Raw genomic sequence first — 22853 nt, 5'->3', positions numbered from 1 at the left:
TCGCGTCACGCCGTCCAGAAACGCGCGGCCTCGCCGCGCGAATGTTCGTCCAGCGAGCCTTCCCACATCACCCTCGCACCGCGCACGATGGTGCCAACAGGCCAGCCAGTGACCTCAACGCCGTCATAGGGCGTCCAGCCGCATTTGGAGGCAATCCACCCGTTGCGGATGGTCTCCTTGCGCTTGAGGTCGACGATGGTGAGGTCAGCGTCATAACCGACGGCGATGCGACCCTTGCCGGCCATGCCGAAGATGCGGCAGGGGCCGTGGCTGGTGAGGTCGACGAAACGCTCCAATGACAGCCGGCCTTGGTTCACATGGTCGAGCATCACCGGCACCAAGGTCTGCACACCGGTCATGCCCGAGGGAGAATCGGGATAGGGCTTGGCCTTTTCTTCCAGCGTATGCGGCGCGTGGTCGGAGCCGAGCACGTCGACGATGCCCTGGCGGATGCCGTGCCAGATGCCCTCGCGATGACCGGCATCACGAACCGGCGGGTTCATCTGCACCAGCGTACCCAGTTTCTCATAGGCCTCCGGGCCAGCCAGAGTGAGATGATGCGGCGTCGCCTCGCAGGTCACCAACCGCTTATGCGCGCCGAGGAAGGGTATCTCGTCCGCCGTCGAGATGTGCAGGACATGGATGGGGGCGCCCGTCTCCTCGGCAATGGCGACGAGGCGGCGCGTGCAGTTGAGGGCCGCCTCGACGTCGCGCCAGACCGGGTGGGACGAGGCGTCCGCCTGGATGCGCAAATCGCGCCGCTCGCGCAGGCGATACTCGTCCTCCGAATGGAAGGCGGCACGGCGGCGCGTACGCTTGAGGATCTCGCGGACGCCCTCATCGTCCTCGACCAAGAGCGAACCGGTGGAAGAGCCCATGAACACCTTGATGCCGGCTGCGCCCGGCAGGCGCTCCAGTTCCGCCACCTCTGGCGCGTTCTCGCGGGTGCCGCCAACCCAGAAGGCGAAATCGCAATGCATGCGATGCGTGCCGCGGCTGACCTTGTCGGCCAGGGCTTCGGGCGTAATGGTGAGCGGGTCGGTGTTCGGCATCTCGAACACTGCGGTGACGCCGCCCATCACCGCCGCCCGCGACCCCGATTCGAGGTCTTCCTTGTGCGTCGGTCCCGGCTCGCGAAAATGCACCTGGCTGTCGATCACACCCGGAAGGATGGTGAGCCCGGTGCAATCGATCACCTCGCCGGCACTGGCCTGCGACAGGTCTCCCAGCGCCGCGATGCGTCCATCCTTGACCCCCACATCGCCACCATGCCGCCCGTCCTGATTGACGATTTCGCCATTGCGGAAGATGCGGTCGAAGATCTGGGGCATGGCGCTCTCCTCGAGGACGAAACTGAAACCCTGCGCTTTTCCCCAGAGAGCGCCAGCTTTCAACCAACAATCCGCTGCCTCTTCACGCCGCGCACAGGGATTGCCATATAGGGGAGGCTGAAACGGGACTGCCTTGCCATGATCCATCTGCTCGACCGCGCCATACTCCGCCTCAGCGGCGAGGATGCTCGATCCTGGTTCGCCAATCTCGTCACCTGCGACATTGCCCATCTCGAACCCGGCCAGGGAAGATGGGGTGCCTTGCTGACGCCGCAGGGCAAGATCCTGTTCGATTTCCTGGCGACGATCGGGGAAGACGGGCTCTATCTCGATACCGACGCCGACGTGGCGCCCGATTTAGCCAAGAGGCTCAATTTCTATCGGCTGCGCGCCAAGGTGACGGTCGAGACTCTGTCGCCGGCCTGGGGTGTCTACGTTGCCCTGCCCTCCGAAGAGGTCAATATCGAGGGCCTGCCTATCGAGGGCGCCCTCGCCTTCCCCGACCCCCGCCGTCCCGAGCTTGGTCTGCGCATTTACGCGCCTGTCGCCGCCGGCGCGGATGATACCGCTACTGCCGCCTATCACGCCCGCCGCATCGAGCTCGGCATTCCCGAAGGCGGCAAGGATTTTCGCTTCGGCGATGCCTTCCCGCACGAAGTGCTGATGGACATGCTCGCCGGCGTCGACTTCAAGAAAGGCTGCTTCGTCGGCCAGGAAGTCGTCAGCCGCATGCAGCATCGCGGCACCGCGCGGACCCGCATCGTGCCTGTGATAGCCAGCGCCACCCTGCCGCCAGCCGGCACGGAAATCCGCATCGGCGACCGGCCTGCCGGCACCCTCGGCTCCTCGGCAGGTACGCGGGGGTTGGCCCTGCTCCGGCTCGATCGTGTGGAAGACGGGCTGGCTGCCGGCGAGATCCTGGCGGCGGAGGGAGTGGCTCTGGCGGTCGACAAGCCCTCCTGGTGGATTGGACCGAGCGAGATGCACAAGGCGATGGCCTGAGCTTCCTTTCCCGGCCTTCAACCGGCGTTGCGCCCTCGCGCGAATTGCAGAGTCGTCTCGGCAACGCGCCGGCCGAGATGGTGGGCAATGGCGCTGTATTCAGGCGTCGCGGCGCAGTCTTCCCCAACACCCCGCTCTGCTTGTCTTGCTCCCGCGATGATTCCGGGCAATCCTAGAGCAAAGCACGTTCATGACTGAACGCGCTTTGCTCCAGCTCCTTGTCTCGATGCGTCTTTGCGATTCTTGGTGACTCCGTCAAATCGCAAAACGCTTTGGGGAAGTAATTTCATACCCGCCCGAGCGCGGGACTCTTCATGAGTATGCCGGGCGTCATGGTTGCAATGGCATGCTGTCGCTCTAAAGCGCGAGGATGCCTCCGTGAACCAGCCCCACGCCTTCGATCCGACGGTCTTGAGCCATGTCCGCACGGTGATCAGCATCATCGTGGGCCTCAGCATGGGCCGGCTGCTCACCGGCCTTGCCCGCTTCGTCCAGCATCCGCGCCAGCACAAGATCTACAGCGTCCATCTGGCGTGGACCTTCTTCATGCTGCTTCACATCATCTCGTTCTGGTGGTGGGAATTCCATCTGGTCAACGTGCAGTGGACCTTCCCGCTTTATGGCTTCGTCGCCTTCTATGCGAGCGTGTTCTTCTTCATGTGCACGATGCTCTTTCCGGACACCATGTACGAGTACAAGGGCTTCGAGGACTATTTCATGTCCCGCCGGAAATGGTTTTTCGGCATCCTGATCGGCACCTTCTTCCTCGACATCATCGACACCCTCATCAAGGGCGGCGACTACGTCCAGTCGCTCGGCCCGGAATATTGGGTGCGCATCGCCTTCTTCGTCATCACCAGCGCGGCCGCCATTATTGTATCAAACCAGCGCTTTCAGCTCGCCTTCGCCATCGTCGCGCTGGTTGCCGAGATCGGCTGGGCCCTCGGCCTCTATGACACGCTGACCTGAGCCGGAGCACCGATCATCTCACCGGCGAGGATCTCGTAGGAGCGCTTGGTCTTCTCGTGGTCGAAGATCATGTTGGTGGCGATGATCTCGTCGGCGCCGGTACGGGCGACGAATTCCTCGATCCCCGCCTTGACGGTAGCGGGCGAGCCGACCACCGATATGTGACGCATATGCTGCAGCGTCGCACGGCCGACGGCATCGAGTGTCTCCTCGTAGTTTTCGACCGGCGGCTGGATCAGGCCCGGCCGCCCCGTGCGCAGGCTGACGAAGGCCTGCAGGCGTGAGCTCTGCAGGAACTGGGCTTCCTCGTCGGTGTCGGCGGCAACCACGTTCATGCCGAGCATGACATGGGGTTTGTCGAGATATTCGGAGGGCTCGAAGCGGCCGCGATAAATGGCGATCGCCCCTTCGAGATCAGCCGCCGCGAAATGCGAGGCGAACGCGAAGGGCAGGCCGAGCATGGCGGCAAGCTGCGCCCCGAACAGGCTGGAACCGAGGATCCAGACCGGCACCTCCAGCCCCGCCCCCGGAACGGCCTGCACGCGCTGATCCGGGCTCACCGGCTTGAAATAATTCATCAGCTCGATGACGTCGCGCGGAAAGGCGTCGATCTCGGCGTTGAGATTGCGGCGCAGCGCCTGCGCTGTAATCTGGTCGGTGCCGGGCGCCCGCCCGACGCCGAGATCGATGCGCCCGGGATGCAGGGCCGCCAGCGTGCCGAAGGCCTCGGCGACCATCAAGGGCGCATGGTTGGGCAGCATGATGCCGCCGGCCCCGAGACGGATGGTGGAGGTGCCGGATGCGACATGGGCCAGCGCCACCGCGGTGGCAGCGCTGGCAATGCCCGGCATGTTGTGATGCTCGGCCAGCCACAGCCTGTTATAGCCGAGCCGCTCGACATGGCGGGCAAGGTCCAGCGAATTGTGGAGGGCCTGCCCGGCATTGCTGCCGACGGCGATGGGCGAAAGGTCGAGGACTGAAATCGGGATCATGAAAAGGGCACGACAAAATTCGATGACGATCGAACTAATATAGGTGGCTTTGCCGCCCTGGCAAGGAAGGGCGCAGTTAACCTTCTCCCCTCGATCACGAAATGTTCTTGCCTCTTCCCGAGTCGGCTTTCGCCATGGCAAGAAGGCGGCATGGAACGCACAGTCATTCTGCACGACGACGGCAAGTACCGTTGTCCCTGGCCGGGGCTGGACCCCTTCTACATCGCCTATCACGACGAGGAATGGGGCGTGCCCGAATATGACGGCCGCGCTCTCTATGAAAAGCTCATCCTCGACGGTTTCCAGGCCGGCCTGTCCTGGATCACCATCCTGCGCAAGCGCGAGCATTTCCGCGAGGTGTTCGACGGCTTCGAGCCGGCCAAGATCGCGCTTTACGGTCCGGAGAAGGTGGCGGCCTTGATGGCCGATCCCGGCATCGTGCGCAATCGGTCCAAGGTGGAAGGCACCATCATCGGCGCCCGGCTCTGGCTGGAGATCGAGGAAAAACAGGGCTTCTCGCCCTATCTGTGGGACTTCCTCGACGGCCGTCCCCTGCAGAACACACCGCGCGCCCATGGCGACGTCCCGGCCGAGACGGCCCTGTCGCAAAAGATCTCCAAGGATCTGAAGGCGCGCGGCTTCAAATTCGTCGGGCCCACCATCGTCTATGCTTTCATGCAGGCTGTCGGCATGGTCAACGACCATCTCGTCGACTGCTTCCGCCATGCCGAATGCGCCGAGCTCGGCAAGGCGGGGCATCCGGGCTGACCATGGCACGCGTAAAGAAAGCCACTCCTCACCGGGCCTGGCAGCGCATGTTATCGGGCCGGCGACTCGATTTGCTCGACCCCTCCCCGCTCGATATCGAAATCGAGGATATCGCCCACGGCCTGGCCCGGGTCGCGCGCTGGAACGGCCAGACCAGCGGCAATGCCATCTTCTCGGTGGCCCAGCACAGCGTGCTTGTGCTCGACGTGCTCGATGCGATGGAGCCCTCCCAGCCCGACATGGTGAGGCTGATGGTGCTGCTGCACGATGCACCCGAATATGTCATCGGCGACATGATCTCACCCTTCAAGGCAGTGATCGGGGAGAGCTATAAGAGCGTGGAGGCCCGCCTGCTCGGTGCCATCCATATGCGCTTCGGCCTACCGGCCATCCCGCCTCCGGCGATCAAGGTGATGACCAAGAAAGCCGACATGGTGGCTGCCTTTCTCGAAGCAACCCAGCTTGCCGGCTTCGGCATTGAGGAATCCTGCCGCATCTTCGGCGATCCGCGCCCCCTGCCCCGGCCAATGGACCAGACCAGGCTGGAACCTCTGCCGGCGGAGCAGGCGCAGCGGGCCTTCCTCGACCGTTTTACCCAGATCTTCAGGTAAGCCACCATGCAAATCAATGTCTGCTCGCTCTCCCGTCTCGACGCCACGGTCACCGCCACCGGCGCCCGCCAGATCCTGACCTTGATCAATGCCGGCACCAAGGTGATCAGGCCTGTCGCGGTGGACGAGAAGCGCCATCTCTTTCTCAGCATGAACGACATCGTCGAGGTGGCGGAAGAAGGGCAGATCCTGCCCGGCGAGGACCACCTCTCGCAGCTTCTCGCCTTCGTCAGAGACTGGGACCAGGCGACGCCGCTGGTGGTGCATTGCTATGCCGGGGTCAGCCGCTCGACCGCCGCGGCCTTCACGGCGGCCTGCGCTCTCAACCCCACGCTCGACGAGCATGAGCTGGCGCAAACCATTCGCCGGCTGTCGCCGACCGCAACCCCCAACCGCCGCATCGTGGCCCTGGCGGACATGCGCCTTGGCCGCAACGGCCGCATGCTTGCCGCCATCGACGCCATCGGCCGCGGTGAGGACTGCTTCGAAGGCGTGCCCTTCGCCTTGCATTTGTAAGGCGTGTCGTCAGGAAAGTGCCGCGCGGCGACCCGCCAAAAAAAGCCCGGCGGGGAGCCGGGCCAGGAAAAGGTCAAACATCGCATCGCTGTCGAGGAACGGACAGCTCGATGGCCGCGACCATGGCAAAGATCGATGACGGGCCGATGACGCCGCATGTGCTGTCTCCGAGCTGGAAGTATACAAGTTTAAACTTAATCTGGCATACCACGTTTTCGGACACTGACGGGAGCCGTGGAGGGGCAGAGCCGGTCGGTGTGGCGCAGCCCCGCAGGCTTGGGCAGCGACGGATGGTATACCGGCAGCATGACAAAACTACTTGAACATGCGGTGAATCCCGCCCGCGCGCTCCCCCTGCGATGCAAGATGATGTGGCACGGCTGTGTGCGGAGCTTAACGGAATTGCGCGCGGCTGGCTGCGAAACGATTTTTAGCGAAACGGTCAGCTGCGCGCACGGGGGCGTCCGCAGTTCCGCCGCGTGCCGGCGCAACTCTTGGACGGCAAGGTTCGTCAAAGCCACTTCCGGCCTGAGGTGCTGCAAGACGCCATCGGAGCAAGGCTCGATGCCAGCCATTCACTGCGACTGCCGCGGTTCCTGCCCGGATCCGATTTTGGGCCCGAACAACAGGCGCTGATAGACGAGGCCGATGCCGATCAGGGCGACGCCGAGCCCCATGAAGGACAAGGCGCGCCAGATCCCCTCCAGCTCCGACATGTCGAACAGAAAGGCCTTGGCGACCGCCAGCATGATCACGATGGCCGAGCCCAGGCGGATGGCGCGCACCTTCGCCCAAATGCCGAGGGCAAGCAGCACCAGGCCATAGAGCAGCCAGGCGATGGTATAGCCCCAGTTCTCGGCCGAGGAGATCGACGCGAAGTCGGGCACGCCCTCGGCGAAGATCTTGCGCACTTCGAGGGTGACGTAGACGAAGCCGAGCACGAAGGCACAGATCCCGCACAGCAGGGCAAAGGGCGCATTCTCCATGCCCGGATTCTTGTGTTCCTCCTTACCGACGCCACGGTCATACCAGTGCCAGAACAGCGCCGCCGCCCCCGCGAGCAGCGCCGGCAGGGCATAGCCGGGCAGCAAGGTGTTGAAGAGGGCGCCGCCGCCGATCGCCTCGCCGCTGATCGCGGGATTGGCAGTGATCAATGGCCCCGTGACCGTCAGGCAAAGCGCGATGATGACGCTGATCGGCGCCGCGGCCCGGTAGACCGGGCTGGTGGTCGCCCCGGAACGATAGACCAGCGCCATCGAGGCGGCAAAGGCGAGTGCCGTATAAAGCCCTGCCTCGGCGAGGGACATGCCGGGATAGGCGGCCTCCTCCGCTCCGCGCAGGCCGAGGCGGATGGCGAAGACCACCGCTGCGCTGCCCAGCAGGATGGCGCCAAGATCGAGGATGGCGGCCGGAATATCTGTCTTGCGCCGGCGCAGGAGGACACCGCCATAATAGAAGGCCGCGGCGGGCACGGCATAGCGCAGCGCGATATCCTGCCAGTCCGGGAAGTGTTCCAGGCTGGCGCCGGCCAGGGTCCAGGCCCCGCCCATGCGCGCCAGCACCAGCAGGACGAAACCGGCCGCGCACCAGCGCAGGGCCGGCAGCGGCCGCAGGGTCGAGACCCAGGCCGCGCCGAGCGCAGACAGGCCAAAGGCCAGTGTGAGCGGGGAATCGGTGATCAGGAAGGTGAGCGTGAGTGCCACTGCCGAGGCGCTCGCGACGGCATGCAGGGAGGAACCGGCACCGGGCGTCTCATCCTCGCCCGCCTGCCTCTCCAATCGCAGGAAACGCTCGGTCGTCGCGGCGAAGAGCACGGCGAGCCCGGCTGCCACCGCGCCGAAAGGCAGGCTGGTGCGCAGGCTCTCGATACGCAGATAGGCGATAGCCAGTGCGAAGACCGGGGTTGCCGTCCCCGCCAGTGCCAGCGCCAGTGCCGGCAGTTGCGGCCTGGGGTGGCGCATCAGGCTGATCGTGGTAGCCAGCAGCAGCACGCCAGCCGGGATGATCGCGATCTGCAGATAGGCCTGCAGCGCGTCCGGCATCAGGAAGGGCAGATAGAGATGGCCCGGCACCACCACCAGTGGTTCGGCGGCGAGTTGCCCGCCAATCGGCCAGATCCACAGGCAGGCCAGACCGGCCAGGCCGGCGATCACGGCGGCCGGGGCCAGTGCATCGAAGGCGAGCGCGGCCGCCAGCGCCAGTGCCATCACGATCAGCAAGGTGGCGAGCGAGGCATGCCCGAACACATCGGCGCCGGCGAAAGAGACGGCCAGCACCGCGAGGCCCGCGACCGCGCCGAGGCCGATGGGATCGAAACGCTGATAGGTCTTGCCGTGATGGGGCTCGTAGATCAGCACCGCGCCGACCAGCGCCGACAAAGCGAGGATGTAGAACACCATGGCACCGGTGTCCTCGCCCATGATGCTGCCCAGCACGAAGCCATAGCAGAAGGCACCGATACCGGCGGCGATGGCGAGCCAGCGCCAGAGGCGAATACGCGCCAGCATGAAAGCGGCTGATGTCACCACTACGACATAGAGGGCGAGCGCCCAGGGATTGGGCTGGTTCGAGGACACCAGCAGGGGCGCGCCATAGGCGCCGACGAGGCCCAGGCCGGCGAGCCAGGGGCCATGCAGCGCCGCCGCATACATGGTGGCGACGCCGACCAGGCCAAGCAGCACGAAGGCTTGGGCCGGGCTGAGGAAATCATAGAGCGCATAAGCGGCATAGACGGTCGCGAAGAGGGCCACCGTGCCCGCGGCCGTGACCACGCCGGGAATATAGGCCGCCTGTCCTGCGGCTGGCGCCACCGGACGACGCCTCAAATATTCGCCGCCGCCGATCAGGGCCAGGGAGAAGACGAGGCCGGCCAGGACGCGCGCACCGGGGCCGAGAAGCTCCTCCTCGATGGCATAACGCACCATAAAAGCACCTCCGAGTGCCAGCGCCAGCCCGCCGACCCAGACGGCCCAGCGCGTGCCGAGCTTCTCCTCGAGGCTGACTTTGGGCTTGTCGGGCGCCGCGCGGCGCTGAGCCTGCCCGGAAACAGCCATCACCGGTTCCGGCCGGACTGGCGCCTGTGCCTGCCCGACTATCGGGGACGTCTCGACAGGCGAGGCAGCGGAAACCGGTGCAACCGTTGCCCGCACGAGCTCGGCGGCCTTTCTTTCCCCGGCCAGAGCTGGCGCCGGCGAGGCCGTCGCGCCGGTCCTGGCGACGTCGACCGGCACCGGGCGCTGGCCTGCCAGCAGACGAACCCTTTCCTCCAACTCCTGCACCCTGCGCCTGAGGCCGAGTGTCATCACGAAGCCGACGATCGCCAGCACCGGAAAGGCGAGCACCAGGAGGCCGATGAGGAGGAAGGCGCTATCTTCAGACATGCTCACCCATGACAGGTCATTGCAGCGCGGGCTCCGCGCGGTCCTCGAGCAAAGCGCGTTCAAGCGTGAACGCTGCTTCACTCCAGCTCATTGTTTCCAAGCCAATCCAACGGACTGGCTAGAGCGTCTTGCGATTCTGGCCGATCCGGACAAAGCGCAAAATGCTCTGGGCGACAAGTGCAGGCGGTTTGCCCGGCAATTGAAGCTGCGTTGATCATGGACAAGATCTTTACCGTCATCGCGAGTGACGCGTGCCAATCCTGTAGCAAGAATTGCCGCCTCAGCGACATTTGGATTGCTTCGCTACACTCGCATCGACGATGCGAAAATCACGCCATCCATAAACGCAACTATGGTGCCAGCCATACGCGTGAATCCGGATCTTGTGTATCCCGCCGGTTACAGCACCTGTGGACGCCTATCGTGGAAGCTTGCCGATCAGGCCCACCATTTGACGCGGTAGAAGATATGTTTGCCGATCTTGTCCTTCTCGCGCATGTCGCGCACCCAGCGCGGACGGACATAATTGGCATGATAATGCGTGGCGTTCCCGACTTCTGGGATCCAGTCCTTGGCGTTCATCACCCGCTCGGCGAGGACCAGGGCCTGCTCCCAGGGCTCCTTCTCGGTAACCTTGTCGGCGACGAGATCGCAGGCAAAGGAGAACTGACAGCCGCCATAGCGCTTGTTGCTGGCCCCCTGGTAGACTACGTCGCAGACATTCTTGGGATAGAAGGGCGAGCGCAGGCGGTTGATGATGACCTGGGCGACGGCCACCTGGCCCTCGCGGCTTTCGCCGCGGGCCTCGAAATAGATCGCCGTCGCCAGGCAGGTCTGTGCCTTGGTGAAGGCTGCCGGCGGCAGGTCGAGCGGGCGGGCCTTGCCGTCGTCCAACCCGGGCAGGCCGGCAATGCGCGATTTCTTCTGCGCATCGGTCAAACCCTCGTCGCTGCCGATTTCAGGCATGGTCTGGGCATCGTCCGGCGTCATCACCGGCTGCACGTTCGCCAAAGTCATGACAGGTTGGGTCAAGACTGGCTGGGCCACCACCGGCTGGAGGGCGCTCGGGTCGGCCATGGCGAGTTCGACCGGCCGCGCCTCGTCCGCTCGGGTCGTGCTGCTGGTCAGGCTCGCGAGGTCGGGGCGGCTCGCCGCCGGCGACATGCCACCAGCCGGGGCAAGCGAATGATCGAGAGGCACCGCGCCATCATGTCCGCCGAGATCGGCATCGGCGACCGAAAGCCGCTCGGCAAGCTTGGTGACCACGATGGCACTGAGCCGGGACGGCTGGAATTGCTGCAGCCCCTCGGCGGTCTCTGGCGGCTGGAGCCTGCGCGACTGCCGCGCCATCGGCCTGGCGCCGACTTTGGGCATCAGCACATGCGGATCGCCCGACGCCATATACGCAACATTCTCTCCGACACCCCGGTCTGGCCGCCGGTCACCTTTGGCGGTCCGGATCACCTCGGGCCAGATCGTCATGCCTTTCTTGGTGGCGTCCCGGATCGGTGCACTGGGCGGGCCGACATCATCGGGAAGCGGCATGAAATCGTTTCGGTTCGGCGTCAGCGTCAGGCTGGCAGGCATGGCCCGCAGCGTGAAGCCGTCACCGAAGGCGGTCTGCGGCGCCAAACCGATATCGGCTAGGCTGAGCTGCGGCATTGCGAACAGACCAGCCCGCATCACCGCGGCGCGCCGCACGCCCGGCGCGCCCTGCAGGGCGCCATGCATGGTAGCGGCAACGGCGGGGCTCGCCTGCACGGCGGTCGAGCGGCGGTACATCATCGTGCTGGTGGCGCCAGCGCAGAGCAGAAGGGCGATGATGACGGGCCGGCGCAGCAGCATGGACGAGGCTCACAGGTTCAACCAACACGGCGTTGCCGATGAGCTCATTGATGATGCATTAACCTTGATGGGGAGTTAACAGGGGCGCCCAGCCTGTTCCAACTCTGGAAGCTTTGCTCTATCCTTTCGCCATGATGTCCGCGTCCATGCCCCCCGAACAGATCGTCGCGCTGCTGCAATGGTATGCCGATATGGGCGTAGACGTGGCTGTTGGCGACGAACCGGTCGACCGCTTTGCCGAAAGCGCGCAAGCTGTTTTCTCCCCCTCCCCCGCTCGTTCCGCACCGGAGCCCGAGCCGGCGCGCAGAGCTCCTACCGCCACGGCGCAGCCCCGCATGGCGTCCCCGGCGCCGACCATGCTCACCACCTCCCCGGACGCGGTGGAACTGGCTGCGCGCGAGCAGGCGCGCAGCGCCCGCACGCTGGACGAATTGCGCGATCTTCTCGAGCGCTTCGACGGCTGCGCCCTCAAGGCCACGGCGAGCCGACTCGTCTTTGCCGACGGGGCTGCCGACGCCAAGGTGATGTTCGTGGGCGAAGCGCCCGGGCGCGACGAGGACATCCAGGGCAAACCTTTCGTCGGCCGCTCGGGCCAGTTGCTCGACCGCATGCTCACCGCCATCGGCCTTGACCGCACCAAGGCCTATATCGCCAATGTCGTGCCCTGGCGCCCGCCCGGCAATCGCGACCCGACCCCGCAGGAGACCACGATCTGCCGTCCCTTCATCGAACGCCAGATCGAACTGGTCGCGCCCAAGGTCCTGGTCTGCCTCGGCGCACGCAGTGCCCAGGCGCTGCTTGGCGTCACCGACGGTATCCTGAAACTGCGCGGGCGCTGGCTCGACCATGAGCTTTCAGGCCAGCGTATCCGGGCGATCGCTACGCTGCATCCGGCCTATCTCTTACGCCAGCCGGTGCAGAAGAGGCTGGCCTGGCGCGATTTCCGCGCGATCCGCACGGCACTCGAGCAGGACGCTTCCTGAGACAAACGCGTGCCCGGCCCTTTGCCGTCGTGGGAGAAACTTTGTGATCCCCGCTCCTTGCGCCGAACCGAACGGCGCATTTCGGGAAAACTGTATTTCCTTACGTAAGCACCGCCTAGAGCCCCTGTAACGGGCTTTGCGAAGACATATTTATTGGGTATGGCTTGCAGGAGCACAAATCACCATGCCGGCCCGACATCGGTGAACGGCCGGCATCCGGGGAGCAGGAGACAGGGCGATGAAACTCGACGATATGCGCGCATCCGACAATGTCGATGATCGTCGCGGCGAAAGCGGTAGTTTCGGCGGCGGTGGCGGCGGCGGAGGCTTTCCGGGCGGACGGGGCGGCATCGGCCTGGGCGGCCTGGTGATCGTCGCGGCTCTCTATTTCCTCGTCGGCCCCGAAGCGGCCTTCAACGCCCTGCAGGGCTTGAGCGGCGGTGGTGAGCCGCAGGTCCAGCAACAGCAGCAACCGCGCCCCTCCAGCCAGACGGGCGGCGCCGATGACGCTTCAGGCACGTTCGTGCGCAAGATCCTCGGCTCCACCGAGGACACCTGGACGAAATTGTTCCAGGAACAGGTCAAGGGCAAGGCCTACCAGCCGACCGAGCTTGTGCTGTTCAACGGCGTGACTCGCTCGGCCTGCGGCACGGCCCAGTCGGCCATGGGTCCGTTCTATTGCCCGAACGACAAGAAGGTCTATCTCGACACCGCCTTCTTCGATGAGATGCGCAACCGCTTCAATGCCTGTCCGGCCGGCCAGGGCGCCTGCGCCTTCGCCCAGGCCTATGTGATCGCGCATGAAGTCGGCCATCATGTGCAGGACGAACTCGGCCTGCTGCGGGAGGGCGGCGCGGGCGCCGGCGGCTCCTCGGTGCGCCAGGAACTGCAGGCCGATTGCCTGGCAGGCGTCTGGGCCAATCGCACGCAGCAGGATTTCAAGTTCATCGAGCAGGGCGACATCGAGGGCGCATTGCAGACGGCCCAGGCCATCGGCGACGACATGCTGCAGAAGAAGATGCAGGGCTATGTCGTGCCCGACAGCTTCACCCACGGCACGGCGGCGCAGCGCCAGCGCTGGTTCGTCACCGGCCTGAAGAGCGGCCAGATCCGCTCCTGCGACACCTCCGGCGCCATCTGAGGGGGAATACTTCGCTCCCTTGTCGTTGAGGTCGCGCGGCCCCCCCTCGCGTAAACTCATTCGATTTCAGGCGGCATGCAAAGATGCAAGGCATAAGACGAAGACCTGCCCCCCATCAGGCCGGCAGGCCTCCGAGTTCGGCCAGTTTGACCGGCCGTCCCCACTTCATGCTGGCAAGAGCCGCCGCACCGCACAGCATCGACATCGCCCCTGCCAGCGCGCCGGCGCGCTGGCCAAGCGGATCGGTCATGCCGGGGCGTAGCAGCATGTCGCGCAGGCGATCGTCGCCGCCGAAATGCCCGCCGCCGGCATGCGGCACGTGAATGCGTTCGACGCCGCCGAAATTGTGCATCAGCACGATCTCGTCATGGTCGGGCGTTTCGAAGGCCTGGCGCTCATATTGGCGAACCTCGATGCGCCCCTTGGTGCCGTTGAAGGCCAGGTGATAGCCCTCGATCGGCATGAAAGTGTTGAGGGAATAGGACACGATCACTTCGTTTTCGAAGCGCAGCATCGCCGTCATGGTGTCGGCGATGTCGATGTCCTCACGGTAGACGCAGCCATCGCGCACATAGCCGTCCTCGGCTGACGGATCCTCATAGAGCATGGTCAGCCAAGGATCCTTGCTCATGTCGAAATAGAAATCGCAATCCTGGGCATGGACGCAGGTCTGGCAGCGCTCGCCGCGGAACGGCCCGTTGCGGCCGTAATTGCGTTGCGTGCCGAAGGCCGAGACCTCGCGCGGCACCGATTCCAGATACCAGTTGAGCAGGTCGAAATGATGGGTGGCCTTGTGCACGAACAGGCTGCCCGAATGGGCTTCCTTGGCGTGCCAGCGGCGGAAATAATCGGCGCCATGCTGGGTGTCGAGATACCAATGGAAATCGACCGAGGTCACGGTCCCAACAGCCTCCTCGCGCAGCAACTGCTTGATGCGGGCGGCCGTGGGCGCGAAGCGATAGTTGAAGGTCACGTCGACAGGCCGGCCCGTGCGCGCCTCGGCTTCGAGGATGCGGCGACATTTTTCCGGCGTGGTGGTCATCGGCTTTTCGGTGATCACCCGGCAGCCCGCCTCTAGCGCCTTGACGATGATCTCGTCATGGGTGTCGTCACGGCTGCAGACGATGACGATCTCCGGCTTCACGCTCGCCAGCATCTGGTCGACATCGGTGTAGACGGGTGCGTTGGTGCCGATCGCAGTGCGCGCGGCCGTGGCCCGCATTTCGTTGATGTCGCAGATCGCCACGAATTCGGCCCGGTCGCGCCAGCCCTGGAGAAGTTCCTTGCCCCACATGCCGGCTCCGCGATGGCCTGTGCCGACCAGGGCCACCCGATGCCTCTCTGCGCTTTCCCCATCCTCATGTCTCGTCGCTTGCATCGTCATAGCGTTTCCTCATGCGGTTCTGGCTGTTGACGGCGCCCGGGAACGGGATCTTTCTCCGGGGCGCTTGGAGCATCTTCCAGAAAATTTGGTAGACTTTTCGGTTAAGAAAATGCGTTAAAACAACAACTTAGAGAAAAACGATTTATTGAAATCGCATTTCTCTCTAAACGAAATAGTCGGGATATTGCACCCGGAGCCGGTCGATGTCGGGAACGACGGCGCTCAGATGGGCTTTCATGGCCTTGCTGGCCACCTCGACATCACGGCGGGCAATGGCATCGCGGATGAAGCTATGCTCGGCGATGACCTGATGCATGCGGCCCGCCACCGGCAGGGTCAGCCGCCTTGCGCGATCCATCTGCACCTTGATCTGGCGCAGCAGGCGCGGAATGCTGGGATAGCCGGCGATCTGGGCGATGGCCTGGTGGAAAGCCTCGTCCGCCTCGTGAAAGGCGTCCTTGTCGCCGAGATCGGCCAGCAGGCGCTGGCGCGCCAGAATGGCGTCGATCGTGGCGATGTCGGCTTCCGTAGCGATCTCGATCAAGCGCCGCACCGCCGTGTCCTCCAGCGACTGGCGGATCACCACCGCCTCCGGAATGGCAGCCACCGGCACGCGCGACACGAAGGTTCCCGATTGCGCGAAGATATCGACCAGGCCGTCCTCGGCCAGGCGGATCAGGGCCTCGCGTACCGGTGTCTTGCTCACGCCGAAACGCTGGGTCAGCGCCTTTTCCTGCAGTGGCGTACCGGGAACCAGCCGCATGCCGAGGATTGCCTCACGCAGGTCATCGTAGATCAGGGTCGCGGTGGTGACGCGCGGACGCGTCGGACGAAGGCCGGATTGCGCCGCCTTGCCTCGTGCCGTCAGGATTTCCAGCGAATGGCTTGTATCGTGGCTTTCCATGGCCCCGGCCCGGTGTGGTCCTCGCAGAGCATTCTGTGATTTGACTGAACCCTTCAAATCACAAAGACGCGTCGGAACAAGGAGTTAGGGTAGAAGAGCGTCTCCACCAACCGCGCTTTGCTCCAGAGAGCCGCGATCATCAGATTTTGACACACTAGTATCTTAGTGTTAAAGCCAACGTCAAGAGGAGACGCCAACCAGAACAGGGCCGAGCCCCGCATGGCACTTCATCCCGACAGGCTTTTGCCGATCGAACCGGACGCCAGGGCTATTGCCCGCCGCCTCTACAGGCAGGTGGCAGGCCTGCCAATTCTCTCCCCGCACGGCCATACCGACCCCAATTGGTATGCCGAGGATGCTCCCTTCCCCGATCCCGCCACGCTGTTCGTCAAGCCGGACCACTACATCACACGCATGCTCTATTCGCAGGGCGTACGGCTGGACATGCTCGGCATTCCCAGCAGAGACGGGACGGCTGTCGAAACCGACGGGCGCAAGATCTGGCGGCTTTTTGCCGAACACTGGTATCTGTTCCGGGGTACGCCGAGCCGGTTGTGGTTCGAGCATTCGCTGGAAAGCGGCTTCGGCATTACCGAGCGCCTGACACCGGACAATGCCAACCGGCTCTATGACGAGATCGCCGCCGCACTCGAACGGCCGGAATTCCGCCCCCGCGCCCTCTATGACCGCTTCAACATCGAGGCGATCTCCACCACCGACGCGGCAACCGACGATCTGAAGTCCCATCAGGCCATCCGTGCCTCCGGCTGGAAGGGCCGTGTCCTGCCGGCCTATCGCCCCGACGCCGTCGTCGATGCCGATCGTGCCGATTTCCGGAACCAGGTTCGACATCTCCTCGATATGACCGGGCAGCCCGCGAACTGGGAAGGCTATCTGACGGCGCACCGCGAACGCCGTGCCTTCTTCAAATCGCTGGGGGCGACCTCGAGCGACCATGGACATCCCAGCGCCCGCACGGCCAATCTCGGCCGGGCAGAGGCGGAAGCGCTCTTCGCCCGCCTCATCGCCGAACCGGCAACGCCCGCCGATGCCGAGCTGTTCCGGGCGCAAATGCTGACCGAAATGGCGCGGATGAGCCTGGAGGACGGGCTCACCATGCAGATCCATCCGGGCTCCTACCGCAATCACAATCCGGCGCTGTTCACCCGCTTCGGTCCGGATGTCGGTGCCGACATTCCCAGGCAGACTAGCTATGTCGAGGCGCTGAAGCCCCTGCTCGACGCCGTCGGCAACGAGCCCGGTCTCACCGTCGTGCTGTTCACCTTGGACGAAACGGCCTTCAACCGGGAACTCGCGCCCCTCGCCGGCCATTATCCCGCGCTCCGGCTCGGCCCGCCCTGGTGGTTCCTCGATAGTCCGGAAGGCATGCGCCGCTTCCGCGAACTCGCGACGGAAACGGCCGGTTTCTACAACACGGTCGGCTTCAACGACGATACCAGGGCTTATCTGTCGATCCCGGCGCGCCACGACATGGCTCGCCGCGTCGATTGCGCCTGCCTCGCCCGCCTGGTGGCCGATCATCGCCTCGACGAGGACGAGGCCGCCGAGGTCGCCGTCGACCTCGCCTACAACCTCGCCAAGCGCGCCTACAAACTCTGACATCGTGTGCCATGGCGGCATGCAATGTCACGTAACGTCATATCGATATCGAAACCCGCGAGTACAAAGACAAGAACACAGAAAAACCGGCTTTCAAGCAGCCATACGGACCGGAAAAGGGGGAAGCCATGCGTGCCCATCTCGTCAGTCGTCGTGCAATGCTCGGAGCCGGCTGCGGATTTGCCGCTTCCGTCATCCTGGGTAGCCAGGCCCGGGCAGAGGACAAGCAGCTCAGGGTGTTCTGGTGGGGTTCGCAGGAGCGGGCCGACCGTACCAACAAGGCCGTGGATGCCTTCCGGACCGCAAATGCCGGCGTCGACACCAAGACCGAATTCACCGGATGGAGCGACTACTGGCCGCGTCTCGCCACCCGCGTCGCCGGGCGCAATGCGCCAGACCTGGTCCAGATGGACTATCGCTACATGTTCGAATATGCCCGCCGCGGGGCCATCATCCCGCTTGACCAATATCTGGGCAACCTTCTCGACATCGCCGATTTCGGCAAGGCCAATCTCGGTTCCTGCAGCGTCGACGGCAAGCTCTACGGCATCAATCTCGGGGTCAACTCTTCAGCCATGGCCTATGACCCCGCTGCCTGGCAGGAAGCGGGCGTGGAGCCGCCGAAATTCGGCACGAGCTGGGAGGAATTCGCCGGCAAATGCGAGGCTTTCGGCAAGGCCAACAAGCGCAAGAAATTCTACGCCACGGCCGATGCCAGCGGCGTCGAGCCGGCCTTCGAACTCTGGTTGCGGCAACGGGGCAAGGCCCTTTATGACGACAAGGGCGCACTCGCCTTCGATGCCAAGGACGCTGCCGACTGGTTCAAGCTCTGGGGCGCCCTGCGCGATTCCGGCGGCAGCGTCAGCGCCGACATCCAGGCCCTCGACAAGCTGACGCTGGAAACCTCGCCCCTCGCCCTCGGCTACTCGGCCACCAGCTTCCTGCACTCCAACCAGTTCATCGGCGCCCAGCAGCTCAGCAAGGCCAGGCTGTCGATCACGGCCTATCCCATCCTGACCGGGGGCAAACCCGGGCACTATCTCAAGCCCTCGCAGATGTGGTCGATCTCTTCGGACGCCAAGGCGCCGGAGCTCGCCGTCAAGCTGGCCAACTTCACCGTGCATGATCCCGCCGGCGTCAAGATCCTCGGCGTGGAGCGGGGCGTGCCCGCCTCCCCCGCCATGCGCGACCTTGCTGCCGCCTCGCTCGACGACGTCAGCAGGCAGATGGTCGATTATATCGGCAAGCTCGACCCCTATGTCGGGGCCCTGCCGCCCTCCCCGCCCAAGGGGGCTGGCGAGATCTCCTTCGTGCTGCAGCGCATCAGCCAGGAAGTCGCCTTCGGGTCGACGCCGGAACAAGGCGGCGAGCAGTTCATTACGGAAGCCGAGTCCATCCTGAAACGGGGCTGAGCGCCATGGCCGCGACGACACTGGCCCACCCCAGCGAGATCTCCGAAGGTCGGCTGCGGCAGGCCCTGCGCCGAAACGGTGCCGGCTATCTGTTCCTGGCGCCCTGGCTGATCGGCTTTCTCGGCCTCACCTTGGGGCCAGCCCTGGCCTCGCTCTATCTGTCCTTCACGGACTATGATCTGCTGCAGAGCCCGCAATTCGTCGGCACCGCCAATTATGTCCGCATCGCCACCGCCGATCCGAAATTCGCGGCGGCGATGAAGGTGACCTTCACCTATGTGCTACTGTCGGTGCCGCTCAAGCTGATCTTCGCCCTCGCTCTGGCCATGGCCTTCAATCGCGGCATAAGAGGGCTTCCGCTCTATCGCGCCATCTTCTACCTGCCCTCTTTGCTCGGCGCCTCCGTGGCGATCGCAGTGCTCTGGCGCCAGCTCTTCGCCGCCGACGGCCTGGTCAATTCCCTCCTCGCCCTCGCCGGCATCGACGGGCCGAGCTGGATCTCCAATCCGCGCTATTCGCTCTACACGCTGGTGGCGCTCTCGGTCTGGCAGTTCGGTTCGCCCATGATCATCTTCCTGGCGGGCCTGCGCCAGATTCCGCAGGACATGTACGAGGCCGCCAGCCTCGATGGCGCTTCCAAGGCCCGGCAATTCTTCAGGATCACCCTGCCGCTGCTCACCCCGGTGGTGTTCTTCAATTTCGTCATCCAGACCATCGAAGCCTTCAAGGCCTTCACGCCCGCCTTCATCATCTCCGAAGGCAATGGCGGCCCGATCAACTCGACCCTGTTCTACACGCTCTATCTCTACCAGGAGGCCTTCGGCTATTTCCGCATGGGCTATGCCTCGGCGCTGGCCTGGATCCTCGTGCTGATCATCGCCTTCTTCACCGCCTTCTCCTTCCTCACCGCGCGCTATTGGGTGCATTATGACGACTGACGCCGCCACCGTGCACGCGCCGGAGCGCTCAGTCCTGCGTTCGGCCCTGATCCACGCTGGCCTGATCGCCGCCTCCTTCGTGATGCTCTATCCGCTGCTCTGGATGCTGGCAGGCTCGGTGCGGCCGGCGGACGACATCTTCGGCGGCCAGACTTCGCTGATCCCCTCCCAGGTCTCGATCCGGGCCTATGAAACCGGCTGGTTCGGACTGCAGGTGAGCTTTGGAACCTTCTTCCTCAACTCGCTCGCCATCTCCGTGCTGGCGACGATCGGCAACGTCATGGCCGCCTCGCTGACGGCCTATGCCTTCGCGCGGCTGCAGTTCTTCGGCAAGAGCTTCTGGTTTGCATTGATGCTGGGCACGCTGATGCTGCCCTACCACGTCACCCTCATTCCTCAATATGTGCTGTTCCTGAACATCGGCTGGGTGAACACCTGGCTGCCGCTGGTGGTGCCCAAATTCCTCGCGGTCGATGCCTTCTTCATTTTCCTGATGGTGCAGTTCTTCCGCGGCCTGCCGCGCGAGCTCGACGAAGCCGCGATGATGGATGGCTGCAGCGCCTGGCGCATCTACTGGAAGATCGTGCTGCCGCTTTCCATGCCTGTCCTCGCCACCGCTGCGATCTTTTCCTTCATCTGGACCTGGGAGGACTTCTTCGGCCCGCTGATCTATCTGGGCGACATCCACACCTACACCGTGCAGCTTGGCCTGCGCTCGCTGGTCGATGCCAGCGGCACCTCCGACTGGGGCGCCCTGTTCGCCATGTCGGTGCTCTCCTTGATCCCGATCTTCCTGGTCTTCCTGTTCTTCCAGCGCCTTCTGATCGAAGGCATCGCCACCACCGGCATGAAACGCTGACATCCGGAGCAAAATGCGTTCAAGCCGAAACCTTCGTTCGCCTTAACCCACTGGGAACAGACGCATTTTTCGATTCTAGCGATTCAATCTGGAAGTAAAACGCCCGAGCGGACAATTGATATGAAACCTTTGAAATTCGCCGTCATCGGCATCAATCACGACCATATCCACGGCCAGATCAGGGCGCTCAGGCAGGCCGGTGCCGCCTGCACGGGCTTTCATGCCACCGAAGACGATCTCGCCGGCGCCTTTGCCGGGGCCTATCCCGAGATCCCGCGCGTCGCCGAGGCGGCGCGGCTCTATGAGGACCCTTCGATCGATGTGATCGTCAGCGCCGCCATCCCGGGCGATCGCGCCGACGTCGCCGTCACGGCCATGCGCCACGGCAAGGATGTGCTGTTGGACAAGCCGGGCATGACCAGCCTCGACCAGCTCGAGAGCGTGCGCCTGGTGCAGGCCGAGACCAGACGCATCCTCTCCATCCTCTATTCGGAACATTTCGAGGTGCCCGCCACCGTGAAGGCCGGCGAACTGGTGGCCTCGGGCGCCATCGGCGAGATCGTGACCATGGCCGGACTCGGCCCGCATCGCCTGCGCAAGCCGCAGCGACCGGGCTGGTTCTTCGAGCGCGAGCGCTATGGCGGCATCCTCGTCGATATCGGCGCCCACCAGTTCGAGCAGTTCCTGTTCTTCACCGGCGCCGAGGATGCCGATATCCTCTCCGCCTCTGTCGGCAACCGCGCCAATGCCGACAAGCCCGGCCTGCAGGATGTCGGCGATGTCCACCTTCGCACGCCGCAGGGTGTCACGGGCTATATCCGCGTCGACTGGTTCACGCCCGACGGCCTGCCGGTATGGGGCGACGGGCGGCTCTTCATCACCGGCACCCAAGGCACCATCGAGCTGCGAAAATATGTCGATGTCGCCGGCCGCGCCGGCGGAGACCATCTCTTCCTCACCGATCGGAAGGGTATGCAGCATATCGATTGTTCGGCGGTCGAGCTTCCCTTCGGCCGGCAGTTCATCACCGACGTCTTGGAGCGGACCGAGACGGCCATGCCGCAGGCCCGTTGCTTCAAGGCGATGGAACTCGCCCTCAAGGCCCAGCAGCGCGCCGAGGAGGCTGCGTGATGGGCGAGATCAAATCCGTCGCCGTCGTCGGGCTGAACATCGGGCGCGCGCATATCGCCGAGGCCTATGCGCCGCGCCCCGAACGCTGGCGCCTCGCCGCCGTCTGCGATCGCAACCAGGAACGCCTCGATGCGGTTGCCGATGAATTCTCGGCCGAAAGCCGCACGCTGCATTTCGACGAACTCCTCGCTCGCGACGATATCGACGTGATCGACATCGCCACACCGCCCGCAACCCATTTCGAGCTGGTCAGCCGGGCCCTGGCGGCGGGCAAGCACGTTGTCTGCGAAAAGCCTTTGGTGGGATCGCTGCACGAGGCTGATCTTCTGGCCAATGCCCAGGCCCAGAGCGGCCAGATCCTGATGCCGATCTTCCAGTACCGTTTCGGCGAGGGTGTGCAGAAGGCCAAGCGCATCATCGAGGCGGGGTTGGCCGGAAAGCCCTATCTTGGCACCGTGGAAACCCATTGGAAGCGCACACCCGATTATTATGCCGTCTATTGGCGCGGCAAATGGGACACAGAGCTCGGCGGGGTGCTGATGACCCATGCCATCCACCAGCATGACATGATGACCCATCTGATGGGACCGGTGCGGCGGCTGTTCGCGCGGGCGACGACGAGGGTCAACGCCATCGAGGTGGAGGATTGCGTCTCCTCCTCCTGGGAAATGGCCAATGGCGCGCTGGTGGCGGCCAGCGCCACTTTGGGCTCGCAGAACGAGATTTCGCGGCTGCGCCTGTGCTTCGAAAACGTCACTTTCGAGAGCGGCGGCGAGGCCTATTCGCCGGGTGACGACCCCTGGACGATCCTGCCAGCGAACGAGGCCGTGGCGGCTGATATCAAGGATCTCGTCGCCGACCTGCCCCCGGTCGGCCGCCGCTTCCTCGGCCAGATGGATGCCTTGCACGAGGCCCTGCACGGCCGTGCACCGGTCCCGGTCACGGTTGCCGATGCCCGCCGGGCGCTGGAACTGGCGACCGCCTTTTATCATTCCGCCCAGACCGGCAGCGACGTGGCCCTGCCGATCGGCCCCGATCATCCGAAATATCGCGGTTGGCGACCGTAA

Annotated in this window: 20 protein-coding genes; 14 read left to right on the top strand and 6 right to left on the bottom strand. The window is 64.4% G+C overall.

The genetic code is table 11. The features are described from left to right. Positions 1-5: 5 nt before the first annotated feature. The gene (locus ACR9ZN_RS31105) at positions 6-1331 is read right to left on the bottom strand and encodes a dihydroorotase (RefSeq protein ID WP_481274046.1); all 1326 of its coding nucleotides are present in this window, start codon (positions 1329-1331) and stop codon (positions 6-8) included. 138 nt (positions 1332-1469) lie between these two features. Here ACR9ZN_RS31105 and ygfZ point away from each other — a divergent pair, with 138 nt between their 5' ends. Together ygfZ and ACR9ZN_RS31095 are read left to right on the top strand one after the other, a co-directional pair. Continuing rightward, a complete protein-coding gene (gene ygfZ, locus ACR9ZN_RS31100; protein WP_481274045.1) occupies positions 1470-2333 on the top strand; it encodes a CAF17-like 4Fe-4S cluster assembly/insertion protein YgfZ in 864 nt (287 codons plus the stop codon). Between the two features lie 378 nt (positions 2334-2711). Further along, a complete protein-coding gene (locus ACR9ZN_RS31095; protein ID WP_434955463.1) occupies positions 2712-3302 on the top strand; it encodes a hypothetical protein in 591 nt (196 codons plus the stop codon). On the opposite strand, the gene ACR9ZN_RS31090 is transcribed toward ACR9ZN_RS31095, so the two are convergent. Beyond that, positions 3284-4294 carry an LLM class flavin-dependent oxidoreductase gene (locus ACR9ZN_RS31090; RefSeq protein WP_434955462.1) on the bottom strand — a complete coding sequence of 337 codons (1011 nt, stop codon included), beginning with the start codon at positions 4292-4294 and terminating at the stop codon, positions 3284-3286. The two genes, ACR9ZN_RS31095 and ACR9ZN_RS31090, sit on opposite strands and share 19 nt — an antisense overlap. Before the next feature lie 150 nt (positions 4295-4444). On the opposite strand from ACR9ZN_RS31090, the gene ACR9ZN_RS31085 reads away from it, so the two are divergent. From ACR9ZN_RS31085 to ACR9ZN_RS31075, 3 genes are read left to right on the top strand one after another with little or no spacing between them, the layout of a single operon-like run. Next, complete coding sequence (locus tag ACR9ZN_RS31085) at positions 4445-5062, top strand: DNA-3-methyladenine glycosylase I (RefSeq protein ID WP_434955461.1); 618 nt, start codon at positions 4445-4447, stop codon at positions 5060-5062. Between the two features lie 2 nt (positions 5063-5064). Further along, positions 5065-5673, top strand: coding sequence for an HD domain-containing protein (locus tag ACR9ZN_RS31080; protein ID WP_454813190.1), 609 nt, complete (start codon positions 5065-5067; stop codon positions 5671-5673). A gap of 6 nt (positions 5674-5679) precedes the next feature. Further along, positions 5680-6189 (top strand): tyrosine phosphatase family protein, encoded by a 510-nt coding sequence (locus ACR9ZN_RS31075; RefSeq protein ID WP_454813189.1) that lies wholly within the window; start codon positions 5680-5682, stop codon positions 6187-6189. Between the two features lie 575 nt (positions 6190-6764). Here ACR9ZN_RS31075 and ACR9ZN_RS31070 read toward each other — a convergent pair. Further along, positions 6765-9569 carry a DUF2339 domain-containing protein gene (locus ACR9ZN_RS31070; protein ID WP_481274044.1) on the bottom strand — a complete coding sequence of 935 codons (2805 nt, stop codon included), beginning with the start codon at positions 9567-9569 and terminating at the stop codon, positions 6765-6767. On the opposite strand from ACR9ZN_RS31070, the gene ACR9ZN_RS31065 reads away from it, so the two are divergent. Further along, the gene (locus tag ACR9ZN_RS31065) at positions 9568-9783 is read left to right on the top strand and encodes a hypothetical protein (protein WP_454813187.1); all 216 of its coding nucleotides are present in this window, start codon (positions 9568-9570) and stop codon (positions 9781-9783) included. The two genes, ACR9ZN_RS31070 and ACR9ZN_RS31065, sit on opposite strands and share 2 nt — an antisense overlap. A gap of 224 nt (positions 9784-10007) precedes the next feature. Here ACR9ZN_RS31065 and ACR9ZN_RS31060 read toward each other — a convergent pair whose 3' ends face one another. Then, the gene (locus ACR9ZN_RS31060; RefSeq protein WP_454813186.1) at positions 10008-11414 is read right to left on the bottom strand and encodes a cell wall hydrolase; all 1407 of its coding nucleotides are present in this window, start codon (positions 11412-11414) and stop codon (positions 10008-10010) included. Positions 11415-11560: 146 nt separating this feature from the next. Between ACR9ZN_RS31060 and ACR9ZN_RS31055 the strand changes: the two genes are divergently transcribed. Then, a complete protein-coding gene (locus tag ACR9ZN_RS31055) occupies positions 11561-12397 on the top strand; it encodes a uracil-DNA glycosylase (protein WP_481274043.1) in 837 nt (278 codons plus the stop codon). Positions 12398-12635: 238 nt separating this feature from the next. Further along, entirely contained in the window at positions 12636-13538 is a 903-nt protein-coding gene (gene ypfJ / locus ACR9ZN_RS31050; RefSeq protein ID WP_481274042.1) for a KPN_02809 family neutral zinc metallopeptidase, read from the top strand. A 115-nt stretch (positions 13539-13653) separates the two neighbouring features. On the opposite strand, the gene ACR9ZN_RS31045 is transcribed toward ypfJ, so the two are convergent. Both ACR9ZN_RS31045 and ACR9ZN_RS31040 read right to left on the bottom strand, forming a co-directional pair. Then, entirely contained in the window at positions 13654-14922 is a 1269-nt protein-coding gene (locus ACR9ZN_RS31045) for a Gfo/Idh/MocA family protein (RefSeq protein WP_481274041.1), read from the bottom strand. A gap of 163 nt (positions 14923-15085) precedes the next feature. Next, positions 15086-15826, bottom strand: coding sequence for a GntR family transcriptional regulator (locus tag ACR9ZN_RS31040; protein ID WP_481274040.1), 741 nt, complete (start codon positions 15824-15826; stop codon positions 15086-15088). 219 nt (positions 15827-16045) lie between these two features. Between ACR9ZN_RS31040 and uxaC the strand changes: the two genes are divergently transcribed. From uxaC to ACR9ZN_RS31010, 6 genes are all read left to right on the top strand, one after another. After that, complete coding sequence (gene uxaC / locus ACR9ZN_RS31035; protein ID WP_481274039.1) at positions 16046-17446, top strand: glucuronate isomerase; 1401 nt, start codon at positions 16046-16048, stop codon at positions 17444-17446. Positions 17447-17574: 128 nt separating this feature from the next. Next, a complete protein-coding gene (locus ACR9ZN_RS31030; RefSeq protein ID WP_454813181.1) occupies positions 17575-18858 on the top strand; it encodes an ABC transporter substrate-binding protein in 1284 nt (427 codons plus the stop codon). Positions 18859-18863: 5 nt separating this feature from the next. Further along, positions 18864-19796 carry a carbohydrate ABC transporter permease gene (locus ACR9ZN_RS31025; RefSeq protein WP_454813180.1) on the top strand — a complete coding sequence of 311 codons (933 nt, stop codon included), beginning with the start codon at positions 18864-18866 and terminating at the stop codon, positions 19794-19796. Next, the gene (locus ACR9ZN_RS31020; protein ID WP_454813179.1) at positions 19786-20655 is read left to right on the top strand and encodes a carbohydrate ABC transporter permease; all 870 of its coding nucleotides are present in this window, start codon (positions 19786-19788) and stop codon (positions 20653-20655) included. Before ACR9ZN_RS31025 ends, ACR9ZN_RS31020 begins: the two co-directional genes overlap by 11 nt. A 120-nt stretch (positions 20656-20775) precedes the next feature. Further along, on the top strand, positions 20776-21786 hold the full coding sequence (locus ACR9ZN_RS31015; RefSeq protein WP_481274038.1) for a Gfo/Idh/MocA family protein: 1011 nt from the start codon (positions 20776-20778) through the stop codon (positions 21784-21786). Further along, positions 21786-22853, top strand: a complete 1068-nt coding sequence (locus tag ACR9ZN_RS31010; protein WP_454813177.1) for a Gfo/Idh/MocA family protein — start codon at positions 21786-21788, stop codon at positions 22851-22853. Before ACR9ZN_RS31015 ends, ACR9ZN_RS31010 begins: the two co-directional genes overlap by 1 nt.

Source organism: Labrys sp. HAY1-8F (assembly GCF_056754975.1).
This window is presented reverse-complemented; position numbering and strand designations above follow the sequence as displayed.